The following is a 12,870-nucleotide window of genomic DNA, read 5'->3' as shown; positions in this document are numbered from 1 at the left end:
TTCTACCTCTTGCGACGGCCGTGCACCGCGTCCGACAGGCGTTCCAGCGCGGTATCAAGCGTTTCGTCCTTCTTGGAAAAACAGAAACGCACCACCGAGGTCACCGCATCCTGCTCGTAGAACGCCGATACCGGGATCGCGGCGACTTTATAATCGGTCACGATGCGCTTGCAGAACTCGACATCAGTCTCGTTGAGTCCGAGCGGCGACAGGTCGACGGTGAGAAAATACGTGCCTTGCGACTTCAGCACGGGAAAGCCGATGCTCTCCAGCCCCTTCGTCAACCGGTCCCGGCTCCGCGCCAGTTCCTTGCGCATGTCGTAGAAATAGTCATCTGATTTGCCGAGGCCATAGGCGACGGCGGACTGCAGGTTCGGTGCGGTGGTGAAGGTGAGAAACTGATGCACCTTGGCCGCCACCCTGAGCAGCGGCGGCGCGGCGCAGACGAAGCCGACCTTCCATCCCGTCAACGAAAAAATCTTGCCGGCGCTGCCGACCTTGATGGTGCGGTCGCGCATGCCCGTGATCGTGATCAGCGGAATATGCTCGCGGCCGTCGAAGATGACGTGCTCCCAGACTTCGTCACAGATCGCGATCGTATCGAACTGCTGGCAGAACCGCGCCAGCAATTCGAGGTCCTCGCGGGGATAGACGACCGCGGCCGGGTTGAGCGGATTGTTGAACAGCACCGCCTTGGTCTTGTGATTGAAGACACTCGCCAGCATCTCTTCCGTCAGCCGCCAGCCCGGCGGCTCCAGCCGCAGCAGGCGCGGAATGCCGCCGGCCTGGCGGATGATCGGCAAATAGCTGTCATAGACCGGCTGGAACACGACGACCTCGTCGCCGGGTTCGACGACGGCGAGAATGGAAGCGGTCAGCGCCTCGGTGCCGCCCGAAGTCACCATCACCTCGGTCATCGGATCGAGCGCGAGCTTGTGCCAGCGGCCGTAATGAGCGGCGATGGCCTGCCGCAGCTCCGGAATGCCCATCATCGACGGGTACTGGTTGTAGCCGTTCACCGTCGCGTCGGCCGCCGCACGGCGGATGTCTTCCGGCCCGGGATCGTCGGGAAAGCCTTGGCCGAGATTAATGGCATTGTTGTCGCGGGCGGCCTGCGACATCGCCTCGAACACGGTGACGGGAAGGTCGGCAAAGACCTTGTTCATGGACGTCATGGCGCGTCAGCCGCCGGTCCTGGTCTGCAATCCCGCAGCCTTCCACGCCAAAATGCCGCCCGCCAGATGCTTGTCATAGGGTAGACCCGCAGCCTGCGCCGCCAAAGACGCCGTCACCGAGCGCTTGCCGGAGCGGCAGGCGAACACCACCTGCCTGCCCTTGGGATCGGGAATGGCCGCCGGGTCGAACGACTGCAGCGGCACCACCACACCATCAGGATAGGCCTCCACCGCGACCTCGTTCGGCTCACGGACGTCGACCAGGAGATAGCGTCCTTCCGCCATCCCCTTCGCCACGTCTTCCGGCGTTAAATCGTGCACCTGATGGTCCGCCACGCAATCCTCCTGACAAGCCGCTGCGAGGGCTCCGATAGGCCCCCGCCAAGCGGGCGCCAAAGTCGCCCCTCGCGGGACGAAAATCAAGCGCCGTGAACGGTTTAAACGGCCGTCAAAACGCGCTGCAGCCCCGCGCTCTTATCCTCTTTCCGCCCTGTTTTTCAGGTCAGAAGTTCTTTCGCTATGGGCCAGGCGCCTGCCGGCGTTTGATGGCCGGCCGCCCGGTAGCCTCGACGAAGGTAAAAGCTGCGCGCGTTTGAGCTTGCCTCTGCGTACACCAGAGGGAACTGCCGTTCGCGCATCAGCCCTTCGAGCCTATCGAGCAATCCGGCACCTACGCCCTGCCCGGCACATTCCGGCGCCGTGTACAGGCCTTCCAGCCTGTCACCGGAAATGGCCCCCCACCCCGCGACGATGCCGCTCCGTTCGGCAACCCATACTTCCAGCTCACGCAGCTTCCGCTCCATGCCGGATGGCGTGAGCTTCGCCGCCCAAGTCTGCGCCTCGGCGATGGTCATCGTTGGCGGCGCAAGTTCAAGGATCGATCGCCGTCGAATGTCGCAGAGACGGTTCGCGTCGTTGCGCATCGCCGGGCGGTAAACGACGCCCATCGTTATCTGCCTCGCGTCAAACGGACCTGCCGAACCGGCGAGGCTGGCCGCTATTGAGAGAATTCAAATCTGATAGGTCGCCCGGTCGCCAATCGCTACGTTCGACTAACGGAGCGCGAGCGGCCGCAGCGTCGTGCCGGCCACGGTGCCGCGGATGGCGTTTGTGGTCAGGATATAGGCGAACTCGTAGACCCGATCTGCAGCGAGCCGCTCGAGGTTGTTGAACTCCAGGATGTGGACGCCCTGCTGGACCAGCAGATAGACGTGGACCGGGATGAAGCTGCCGCCAACGGCCTGAGAGTCGGCCGGCTTCGGCGGCCCATATTCGAGCCCCGACGTATCGGAACCGAGCACAAGCGCGCCCTTCTCCTCGACGAGCCACTTTGCGGCTGTCAGGCCGATGCCTGCTGAATCGTGCTGGCCGATCTTGGCGTGGTCGCGGCCGTTCTCGCCCCAGTAGCGCGCGGTTCCCGTGCGCAGCAGAACGACTGTGCCCGGGGTAACGTCGACGTTCTGCGCCTTCAACGCGCCCTCGATATCAGCGACAGTGATCTCGTAGGCAGACGGAAGGGCCTCCATGTTCTTGAAGCCCGCAACGTCGACCAACACGCCCCGGGCGACGATCGGCGGGATCGTCGTCACGTCGGCCTTGCGAACGCCGAAGTCGCCGCCCCACTCGTCGGACGTGAAACCATTGTAAAATTCGTTCTTCGGTCCGTGCGTGATGTGGCCGAGTCCATCAATCTGGGTCGCCACATTATCGTTCATGAAGATCGCGTTGCTATGCCAGGCTGTGAGGCCCGTATTGCCGCCCTCCGGCGTGGTGAACGATAGATCCTTCTGGCTCCTCACGCCGGCAGGCGATCGGAAGCTCATGATTTCTCCCGGGCTGTGGCCGGGCCATTTGTATGAATAGCGGTCGTACGGAAGGCCGAGATCGTAGACCTTACCCTGCGTCACGAGCTTCAAGGCGGCCAAACGTGATGCATCGGTCATCTCGTTGAGGTTTCCGACCTCGTCTTGAGGGCCCCAGACCCAGCCCCACCCTTTTCCTTTTGACCACTTCTTCATGCCACCGTCCTGCGCATAGCCGTTGCCGGCGGCGAATGCGAGAACGATCACGGCGAGCAGGAATCGCGAAACTACCTTCATGGAATCCTCCTGGAACGACATGGATAGCTCAGCTTGCCCAGTCTAGGCCTGAGCTGCCGGTGGGATCAACGAGATTGTCGATCGGGCCGTCCGACCGATTCCGTCGCACGCGGATGGTTCACGTGCGGCAAAAGCCGATAGCTGGCTCGGATGTCTCGCACCACAGGTGAGCCAGTTCACATCAGGGCGCGACAACGAGGATTAAAATGCCCATGCCCACCTGGCGTGAAACAACACACCATCGCGTGGGCGGCAAAACGGAGTCTTCCGATGAAATCCGTATCAGGAATGTCGGCAGCTACCTTGCTGCCGGGCATCATCGCTGCTGCGCTGCTCAGCGCATCAGCGCGCGCCGATGTCGTCACTGACTGGAACGTGACCACCAGTACCCTGGTGTCCAGCGACATCGGCAACAACCCCAAACTGCGCACCCTGGCCATGGTGCATGTTGCGATGTCGGATGCGATCAATACCGTGCATAACCGCTACACCCGCGTAGTCGCGACCGTTCCGGCTGCTCCGGACGCGTCGGCCGAAGCCGCGGCCGCGGCGGCCGCACGGCAGATCCTTGTTCAGACCTATCCGGCAAAGAAAGACAAGATCGAAGAGGCCTACGCGGCATCGCTCAAGGCGATCCCTGACGGGTCTGCCAAGGACGAAGGCATCAAGCTGGGTATGGCGGTCGCCGACGCGGTACAGGCCGACCGCGCAAACGACCGCACCAACGCTCCCGACACTTACCGGCCGCACACTGCCCCGGGGCTATATGTGCCGACCACGCTGCCGATGCTGGAGCAATATGCGCATGCGAAGCCATGGGTGTTTGGGAGTGCCGACCAGTTCCGGCCCGGCCCGCCGCCGGCACTGTCGAGCGCCGAGTGGGCCCGGGACTACAACGAGGTCAAGAGCCTCGGCGGCACCAAAAGCATGGCGCGTACCGCTGAGCAGACCGAGGCGGTCAGCTTCTGGGGCAACATTAATTTTGGTCCGGCATGGCAGGCGGCGGCGCGCGAGCTCGCCATGAAGCAGGAGATGCCGCTCGCCGAATGTGCCCGACTGTTCGCGCTGCTCAACATGAGTCTGGCGAACGCCTACATCGTCAATTGGGACGCAAAATACACCTACAATCTCTGGCGACCGGTCACCGCAATCCGCAATGGCGACCAGGACGGCAACGAGGCCACCGCGCGCGATGCCGGCTGGACCTCGTTCAACCCGACGCCGATGCATCCCGAATACCCCTCGCAGGCGACGATCAACGCAACGATTGCGTCGGCAGTTCTGGAATCGGTGTTCGGTCCCGTGAAGGCCATTCCTTTCACGGCATCTGATGTGCGGGATGCGAAGCGAACGCGGCAGTTCGCCAGCCTGGCCGATATGGCCGAGGAGCAGAAGAATGTCCGCGTCTGGGGCGGCGTGCACTACAGATTCGCAATCCGCACCAGCGAGGATGTGGGCCGAAAGGTTGCGGCCTATATGATCGAGAATACGCTCAAGCCAACGCGTTGAGCGCTTGAGCCCGATCGCGCGCGAAGCCCCGGATGCGAATCCGGGGCTTTCACGCAACTTATCCTGCGAATGTTCGCTAACCGGAATAGACTGGAAGTGGTTGATCGCCCTCACGCGCGGCGAATGGCTCACTTCGGTCCGTCGAACGCACGCGAAAATATATCAACTGGAATGAAAATATATCAACTGGAATGGAGACGGCAAATGGACATTCGAGCCGCACTGAAGGAGCTATGTGAAGCCTTCAACGCGCACGATCTTGATCGCATCATGGCATGCTTTTCTGACGATTGCGTCTTGGAGATGCCGAGGGGAAGCAGGCCCTGGGGCTCCCGTTTCGAGGGCAAGGGGAATGTACGAGAAGCGCTGGCGACACGCTTTGAAGGCTTGCCCGATGTCCGCTACGACAACGATGAACATTTTGTGGATGCGGCTGCCGATACCGGCATCTCAAAATGGACCCTCACAGGCACCACACGCGAGGGTGCGAAAAAGGAGGTCCAAGGCTGTGACTTCTATACGTTCCGCAATGGCAAGGTGATCCGCAAGGACTCGTACTGGAAAATCGTTGATTGAGATTTTGGTGTTGGCACCCGAAGCGGACATCGTTCCTTCAGAAGGCTCTTTCTTCGCTATGCATTATATCACCCACAGCTGAGGGCAAGCGCGCTCTGCCTTGCGTCGCGACTTTGTCGTGACACTTCCGAAAATAGGGCGTACTCATGCGTGCGCTGATCAGCGGCCAAAGCGCCTTGCGATAAATTCCCGAATGGCGCGTGCAACGGCGACCGGCTGATCAAACAAGCTTCATAGATCAAAATATCGTCCGCGTGGTGCCGAGCTTAGTGCAGCAGCCCCATCGCGAAGTGGCTTGACGTTCCGATAAGCAAACTCAAGGGGTGTTCTCAAAGAAGGAGAGCTTCCATGAAACTTCGTGCAGCATTGTTCTTTGCGGCCGCACTTGGCGGTGCCGCTGCCATGTTTGCCCCTGCTACAACGGCCGAGGCTGAGCCCAACAGCCAGATCACCATCCTTTACGACGCATTCGGCACCGATGCCGCGATGAAGAAGGATTGGGGCTTCTCCGCGCTCGTGGAGGTTGCCGGTAAACGAATTCTATTCGACACAGGCAACGATCCAGATATCTTCGCAGCTAACGTCAAGGCGAAGGGTATTGACCTCACCAACATCGATTTCGTCGTCCTGTCGCACCGCCACTCCGACCACATGGCCGGCCTGAACTATGTTCTAAGCGTGAATCCGACGGTGAAGATCTACGCACCCAGGGAAGGATTCGGCATTTACGGCTCGTCGCTGCCATCGAGCTTCTACCGCAAGGATGAGACTTTGCCGCCCGAGATGCGCTACTACGACGGCAGGCCGCCGGAAGTCATGAAGTTCGGCACCGCCTGGCAGGGCGCCAACATCGAGCTGATAGACAAGACTACCGAAATCGCCCCAGGCATTACCTTGATAGCACTGGTATCCGATGCCCCTGGCACGAGGGAGCTCAAGGAGTTGTCCCTGGCTGTCAACACTTCGGACGGTGTAGTGCTCGTGGTCGGCTGCGCGCACCCGGGGGTCGAAAAAATCGTCGAGGCGGCGACGGCCATCAGTCCCAAAATTCGTCTGATCGCCGGCGGCTTCCATCTCGTCGTCGCAGCGGACGACGTCATCTCCAAATCCGTGGCAGCGCTCAAGGATACGTTCAAGGTTGAAAACATAGCTCCGGGCCACTGCACTGGTGAGCCGACCTTCGCGGCGTTGAAGCAGGCGTTCGGTGATCGCTACCTTTATGCGGGCGTTGGCACCTCGCTGCCTTTGGGACCAAGCACGGGCTCTGTTGGCCGACGTGGCGAGGGGCCCGCGTTCCAAGAGGACGACCTAACCACTTATCGAAACCTCGCTCGCCGCGAAGACCCCTTCGGCATTCGCCAGGCGCGGAACCAACGGTAGAAGCTTTCGCGCCTGTGAAGGCGCTCAACGCGCCTGAGCACGATCGACAGCGCAGGACGAGATGACGCTATTGCCCATAAACGGCGGAGGGGTGACCTCTCAGAGATGCGCCTGAAGGTCAGAAATTGACCACCTTTCGGGAAGTGAAGGGCCGCGCCGGCGATGTCTGTTGACCGGGGGCAAAGCGGACTTCATCCGCCAACCGCTCACGTCCAAAAATGCCCCTAGGGGAACCCCCCGGTAACACACGGGGTTGGAGTCCTTGACGTCATCCCCATTCGTGTCCATATGTCGGGCTGTCGACACTTGGCCGAAAGACTGGGCCGCTTTGCCTTGCGCTACTCGCAGGCGCGCACGTTTCAGACCCTTCTCCAAAAAATCGATCAACCGACGAAGGTGCCGATCCATCGGTGCTTCGATCTTCCGTGCACAGTCAGAAGGAATATCTCCGTGCAAAAGAGCGCTGTGCAGTGGTCTGACAGGCAAGAGAGCTTTGGGCCTCCCAGTGGCGGCGATGACGTCCTCGATGCGCGGCGTTGGAAGCGCATTTTGAACGACTACAGCACCCCAAATCGGCTGCGCAGCATTACCGAGCTGGCGATCACAGCTTTGCCGCTCACCATGTTGTGGACCGCGGCCTGGTTCACGTTCTCCCTTGGCCATGCCTGGGCTTCATTACTTATCGCGATTCCGGCTGCTGGCTTTCTCGTACGCCTGTTCATGATCCAGCACGACTGCGGTCATGGCACCTTTTTCGCCAGCCGTCTGGCGAATGACTGGGTCGGCCGCGTCATTGGCGTGCTTACGCTCACGCCCTACGACTGCTGGCGACGCTCGCATGCGACGCATCATGCCACCACCGGCAACCTCGATCGCCGCGGTACCGGCGATCTCGATACGCTGACCGTGCGCGAATACCGCGCCCTTTCCTGGTGGGGTCGCCTGAAATACCGCCTTTACCGCCACCCGCTGATCATGTTCGGGGTCGGACCAGCCTATCTGTTTCTTTTGCAACAAAGGCTCCCGGTCGGCCTCATGCGCAATGGTTGGCAGCCTTGGGCCAGTACGATGGCAACCAATCTCGCGATTGCCGTCATCGTCGCTACGCTCACATGGTTTATCGGCATCAAGGCGGTCCTGCTCGTGCACCTTCCGATTATCCTCCTCGCCGCCACCGCCGGCGTATGGCTGTTCTACGTGCAGCACCAATTTGAGCACACGACCTGGGAGCGCGACGAGAGCTGGAACCTGCATCAAGCCGCTCTGCACGGTAGCTCCCATTACGAACTGCCGGCGCTGCTACGCTGGTTCACGGCCAACATCGGTGTTCACCACGTGCATCACCTTTCCAGCCGTATTCCCTATTACCGGCTGCCGCGCGTGCTGCGCGATCACCCTGAACTGCGCGACGTCGGTCGCATAACGCTGCTGCAGAGCTTTCGGTGTGTACGGCTTGTGCTATGGGACGAAGCGCAGCGCCGCTTGGTGTCGTTCCGGGAAATCAGGGCGCGGGACTTTTAGGAAGCAGCGCCAAATCTCGCCGCCCCATCGCCGTAGCGGTCGCGGCTTTCAGACATAACGTCATATCCGGCTTAAGTCGTAAGGCGCTTGGTCCTGCAGCGCGGCATGCGCGAATGTGCGGCCGGCGCTGCCGCGCGCCGTAGCCGGAATGACCAGGACTTCAGTTCAAGGTTGCCGCTGCAAGCTAGCGCCGCTCCACAAAAAAACAACAATCCGGTCAACTAATGAGCGCGCATCGAGGGACGTGTCATGGTGCACCGCACCGACATCGCCGGGCGCAGCATGGGGCAGGCAAGTCCTGGCCATGAAGGCGTGTGCCGCCCCGCCCTGAATGGCGCCCTTCTCGACAACAAATTCTCATTCAGCCGACCAGACGTGCTGCCGTCTCCTCACGACGGTAGTCCCGCCGGCCTATGCCATCTATCTCGAACTCCTGACCGTAAACTTCTGACCCTATGAGGCTTTGACGCCAGAGCATCCTGCAAGCGACGAAAATCGGCCAACAAACAAACGACAAGGGGAGGATACAGATGACTTTCCATGAGCGATATCTCGCCGGCTGCGCCGCGCTGGCGGTGGCTGCCCTGGTCACTGCCTCGCCGGCGCACGCTCAAGCGCCGACGCAGCCCCAAGACGCGGCCCTGAATGCCGAGGCGGCCCAGAACGACTGGCCGACCTATCACGGCACCTACAAGTCCTATCATTACAGCGGCCTCGACCAGATCAACACCGGCAACGTCAAGAATCTTGAAGTCGCCTGGATGCATTTCCCGGAGCGCGCCACCCGCGGCATTCAGTCAACGCCGCTGGCCCTTGACGGCGTGCTGTACTATTCGGGCTCCTACAGCCGTATCTACGCGCTGGACGGGGCGACCGGCAAAACAATCTGGGCCTACGCGCCGGAGCTCGACGAAGAGCTGGTCTCCAAGCAAACGCACTCGCCGTACAACCGCGGCATCGCCATCGGACACGGCAATCTCTACGTCGGCACGGTCGATGGGCGCCTGATCGCGCTCAACCTGAAGGACGGCAAGCCGGTATGGGACACCAAGCTGCTGGACTCCAAGAAGATGACCGTCGGCTTCACCGGCGCACCGCTGGTGGTGAAGGACAAGGTGATCATCGGCGCCCAGGGCGGCGAATGGCCCCATCGCGGACCGATCTTCGGCGTGGACGGCAAGACCGGACAGAAGAAATGGGAGTTCTTCACGGTCGCCGGTACCGAAGAGGCCATGAAGACCTGGGGCGGCGACTCCTGGCGGACCGGCGGCGGCGGCGGCTGGATGCCCGGAACCTATGACCCGGAAACCAATACGGTGTGGTGGGGCACCGCCAACCCGGCGCCGCTCTACGACTGGGCGGGCGCGGACTGGAAGAAGAGCGGACCGCGGCCGGGCGACAATCTCTACACGACATCGGTCATCGCGCTCGATCCCGATACCGGCAAGCTCAAGTTCTATCATCAGGAGCTGCCGCACGATGCCTGGGACTTCGACTCTTCGGTGGGCGAGTTCGTCATGATCGAACGTGGCGGCAAGAAGCTCGTCGTGCACGCCAACAAGAGCGGATACGTCTTCGTCTATGATCGTTCCAACGCCAAGATCGAGAACGTCTGGCCGCTGGTAAAGAACATCAACTTCGTCAAGAGTATTGATCCGAAAACCGGCGAATTGATCGGTCGCCGCGACCTCTCGGAAGGCAAGGTGGACCCGCCATTGTGCCCGGCGATCATGGGCGGCATCAGTTGGAACTCGGGCGCCTACAACCCCAAGAACGGGCTGTTCTACCGGATCGGGCAGGAGTGGTGCATGGAGCTGACCGTCGAGAAGACCACACCGATCCTGGAGCCGATGGCCCAGCTCAACCTCGGCGCCACGTTCAAGGCTATACCGCCTCCGGACGGGCCGGCCCGTGGTCATCTTAGCGCTCGCGATCCAGTGACCGGCGCCAAGAAGTGGGAGGTCACCTACAAGCAACCGCCGCTCGCCAGCGTTCTCGCCACCGCCGGCAATCTGGTATTCGTGCCGGATTCCGAAGGCATCGTGCACGCCTACAATGCGGATACCGGCGAAGAGCTGTGGTCGCGCAACAACGGCATGGGACATAATGCCGGCATCATCAGCTACATGGCCGGTGGCAAGCAGTACATCGCCGTACCGGCGGGCTGGGGCAGCCTGGTGGCCGACGAGTTTGTCGCGCTCTTTGGCGAGCCCTTCAAGAGCATGCCGAAGAACACTGGAGCCCTGGTTGTCTTCGCGCTCAGACAGTAACGATGGCGTGGGCGGCAGGGATTGATCTCCTTGCCGCCCTTGCGGTCAAGACCTTGCCGCCCTTGCGGTGCTTACGGATGCTGGAATGCGCATACAGTTTGTAATTGTTGCTTCCCTGGCCGTCATCTGGCCATGGCTGCCAGTCGCCTCGTCTGCCCAACGGTCCACCCCAGCGGGCACGACAAATCCGCTGCCGCAAGCCGAAGCCTCGCCGGACGACATCGAAGGTGGGAAAATGTTCGCTACCGCCTGCGGCTTTTGTCACCAGGATGGCGGCCGCCATGCCGGCCGGGGTCCGAAGCTGTCGAAGTCGGAGCGCAGCGACGAGTACATCATCGAGCGCATCAAGAAGGGCAAGACGGGCGCCATGCCAGCGTATGGTGGGGTGTTCAGTGACGGCCAGATCATCGCGATCCTGGCTTACATCCGAGGGCTCGATGATTAGAGCGTTTTCCGCAGCGTGGGGACCGCGATATCGCCTCATCAGATACACGGCAAGCCTCTCGCTGCTGATGCTCTGGAACGCGTCGGCGGATGCCCGCTCGCTGGAAACCGTCATCGAACGCGGCGCGTTGACGCTCTGCGCCAGCCCCAACGCGCTGCCGTTTGCAAGCAAGGCCGGGCCTGTCCCGGGATTTCAGATCGAACTCGGCGAGAAGATTGCCGCGCAACTCGGTGTCAAGCTGACGCGGGAGTGGGTGGTCAGTGCGATCCAGTATCGCCGCGCCGATTGCGATCTCGTGCTCGACGTCATCGCCCGCAAGGATATACCGCCCGCGGGCGGTGTGCGGGTTTCGCGTCCCTATCATCGCAGCGGCGTCGTGCTCGCGGTGCGCGGCGATTCGCCGGCGTCATCGCTGGCAAGTCTCGGTTCCGATCAGCGGGTCGGGGTCGCGGTCGGCTCATTGGTCTCCATGATACTCGCCAAGGGCGGCACTGCCACGTCTCCGTTCGTGTTCGAGGACGATATTGTTGCAGCGTTGGCCAATCGCGAGATCGAGGCAGCCGCCGTTACACCGATGACAGTCGGCTGGTTCAACCTGCAGCATGCCGACAAACCGCTGCGCCTGATTCCGGCGTTCGACAACGACCAGGATTTGAATTGGAACATAGCGGCCGGACTGCTTCGCCCCGACGACAAGCTGCAACAGCGGGTTGATGCGGCGATCGAGGCCCTGCTCGCCGATGGCACCATCGCGCGGATCTATGCTCGTTACGGCATCGAGCTGCGACCTCCGCAGTGAGGCTGCGGTATCGGTTTGGGCGGATTGTTACGAAACTTACGCCGATGTCTGAGAACGACCCCAACTGAGACATGGGCGACGCGCGCGAAATCTGCGTCATTGCCTCGCGTGATGCATCTGCAGCTCGGCAATACGATTATCGGCGCGTCGAAGCCGCCGGCAAAGCTCGCGGTTGATGTTCTGCATCACCATCACATACGCATGGATGTCGGACTTGTAGCACGTGTAGAGTTTTTGGGCCGTGAGCTCGTACAGCACGGTTGGGCTCTCCGCGACAACGGTGGCCGATCGATTTTGCATTTCGATAAGCGTCATTTCGCCGAAAAAATCTCCAGGCATGAGATCCGCCATGCGAATGACGCGCCCGGAATCTCCCAGTTTGCTCACCACCAGCTCGCCGGAGTGAACAATAAACATCGAGCGCCCCGGCTCTCCTTCCGCGACCACAGTGGCACCGGCGTCGAACCGGCGCTCGACCAGCATCGACGCCAGGAGATCGAGGCTTGCGTCCGAGAGGCCGCCGAAGAAAGGGCTGGCGGCCAAGAACGCTTTCAGATCGGGAGAGCTGACAGCCATCAGCGTAACATACTCCCGCTGCCGGACGCGGCAAGCGGGCCAAACCGACAGGACGTATCTGAGAAGAGTACTTGTCTGAGAAGAATACTCGCGCGAAGTGTCGGGCTGCCGATCGAGCCGGCAAAACGAAAAACCCCGGCATGAAGCCGGGGCTCGAGAAGCCACGGCGTACATCCGGCCATGACGATCCGGCTCTACCTAGCACGCAGTTTTTGAAGAAAGTGTGACGTTGCTTCTCGAGTCGATCGGGCAGCTTTACTGACCGACACCCTCGCCGTCTGAAGGCAGTTGCGACGTCGGGCGCTGCTTCATCAGCGCGTCCATGCCGTTCCGGTGCAGCCAGAGCAGCCCCATGGCAAGCTGCCGCAAGTCATTGCGGGCCGCACCGACAGGCAACCTTCTCGCACGGCGCAATGCGTCAGCAGCTTGCTTTTCCAATGCTGAGAGCTGGCGTTTCACCTGCTGCTCCGGCCTGATCTCGCTTGCCGGAGCTGTCTATCGCATTTCACACGCAAGCTTT

General features: G+C 61.3%; 13 protein-coding genes. 7 read left to right on the top strand and 6 right to left on the bottom strand.

Features of this window, described 5'->3' with window-relative positions; translation table 11 throughout:
* Positions 1-2: 2 nt before the first annotated feature.
* From GWE18_RS03300 to GWE18_RS03285, 4 genes are all read right to left on the bottom strand, one after another.
* Entirely contained in the window at positions 3-1,175 is a 1,173-nt protein-coding gene (locus GWE18_RS03300; RefSeq protein ID WP_275184353.1) for an aminotransferase, read from the bottom strand.
* Positions 1,176-1,181: 6 nt separating this feature from the next.
* Complete coding sequence (locus GWE18_RS03295; RefSeq protein WP_210265022.1) at positions 1,182-1,460, bottom strand: rhodanese-like domain-containing protein; 279 nt, start codon at positions 1,458-1,460, stop codon at positions 1,182-1,184.
* A 212-nt stretch (positions 1,461-1,672) separates the two neighbouring features.
* Positions 1,673-2,122 (bottom strand): GNAT family N-acetyltransferase, encoded by a 450-nt coding sequence (locus tag GWE18_RS03290; protein WP_275184352.1) that lies wholly within the window; start codon positions 2,120-2,122, stop codon positions 1,673-1,675.
* Between the two features lie 105 nt (positions 2,123-2,227).
* On the bottom strand, positions 2,228-3,274 hold the full coding sequence (locus GWE18_RS03285) for a cyclase family protein (RefSeq protein ID WP_275184350.1): 1,047 nt from the start codon (positions 3,272-3,274) through the stop codon (positions 2,228-2,230).
* Positions 3,275-3,544: 270 nt separating this feature from the next.
* On the opposite strand from GWE18_RS03285, the gene GWE18_RS03280 reads away from it, so the two are divergent.
* The 7 genes from GWE18_RS03280 (at position 3,545) to GWE18_RS03250 (ending at position 11,774) form a co-directional block, all read left to right on the top strand.
* The gene (locus tag GWE18_RS03280) at positions 3,545-4,783 is read left to right on the top strand and encodes a vanadium-dependent haloperoxidase (RefSeq protein ID WP_275184349.1); all 1,239 of its coding nucleotides are present in this window, start codon (positions 3,545-3,547) and stop codon (positions 4,781-4,783) included.
* Positions 4,784-4,987: 204 nt separating this feature from the next.
* Positions 4,988-5,359 carry a nuclear transport factor 2 family protein gene (locus tag GWE18_RS03275; protein ID WP_275184348.1) on the top strand — a complete coding sequence of 124 codons (372 nt, stop codon included), beginning with the start codon at positions 4,988-4,990 and terminating at the stop codon, positions 5,357-5,359.
* 348 nt (positions 5,360-5,707) lie between these two features.
* Positions 5,708-6,739, top strand: coding sequence for an MBL fold metallo-hydrolase (locus GWE18_RS03270; RefSeq protein WP_275184347.1), 1,032 nt, complete (start codon positions 5,708-5,710; stop codon positions 6,737-6,739).
* Between the two features lie 465 nt (positions 6,740-7,204).
* Positions 7,205-8,260: a fatty acid desaturase gene (locus GWE18_RS03265; protein ID WP_275184663.1), complete on the top strand. Its 1,056-nt coding sequence runs from the start codon at positions 7,205-7,207 to the stop codon at positions 8,258-8,260.
* A gap of 530 nt (positions 8,261-8,790) precedes the next feature.
* The gene (locus tag GWE18_RS03260; RefSeq protein ID WP_275184346.1) at positions 8,791-10,530 is read left to right on the top strand and encodes a PQQ-binding-like beta-propeller repeat protein; all 1,740 of its coding nucleotides are present in this window, start codon (positions 8,791-8,793) and stop codon (positions 10,528-10,530) included.
* An 85-nt stretch (positions 10,531-10,615) separates the two neighbouring features.
* A complete protein-coding gene (locus tag GWE18_RS03255; protein WP_275184345.1) occupies positions 10,616-10,975 on the top strand; it encodes a cytochrome c in 360 nt (119 codons plus the stop codon).
* Positions 10,968-11,774, top strand: coding sequence for a transporter substrate-binding domain-containing protein (locus GWE18_RS03250; RefSeq protein WP_275184344.1), 807 nt, complete (start codon positions 10,968-10,970; stop codon positions 11,772-11,774). The genes GWE18_RS03255 and GWE18_RS03250 overlap by 8 nt, the downstream gene beginning before the upstream one ends.
* 96 nt (positions 11,775-11,870) lie before the next feature.
* Here GWE18_RS03250 and GWE18_RS03245 read toward each other — a convergent pair whose 3' ends face one another.
* Together GWE18_RS03245 and GWE18_RS03240 are read right to left on the bottom strand one after the other, a co-directional pair.
* Positions 11,871-12,350, bottom strand: coding sequence for a cyclic nucleotide-binding domain-containing protein (locus GWE18_RS03245; RefSeq protein ID WP_275184343.1), 480 nt, complete (start codon positions 12,348-12,350; stop codon positions 11,871-11,873).
* Positions 12,351-12,605: 255 nt separating this feature from the next.
* Entirely contained in the window at positions 12,606-12,809 is a 204-nt protein-coding gene (locus GWE18_RS03240; RefSeq protein WP_057849928.1) for a hypothetical protein, read from the bottom strand.
* Positions 12,810-12,870: the final 61 nt, after the last annotated feature.

This window comes from Bradyrhizobium sp. CSA112 (assembly GCF_029051645.1).
GTDB lineage: Bacteria > Pseudomonadota > Alphaproteobacteria > Rhizobiales > Xanthobacteraceae > Bradyrhizobium.
Note: the sequence above shows the minus strand (reverse complement) of the source record. Positions and strands in the feature narration are given on the sequence as shown.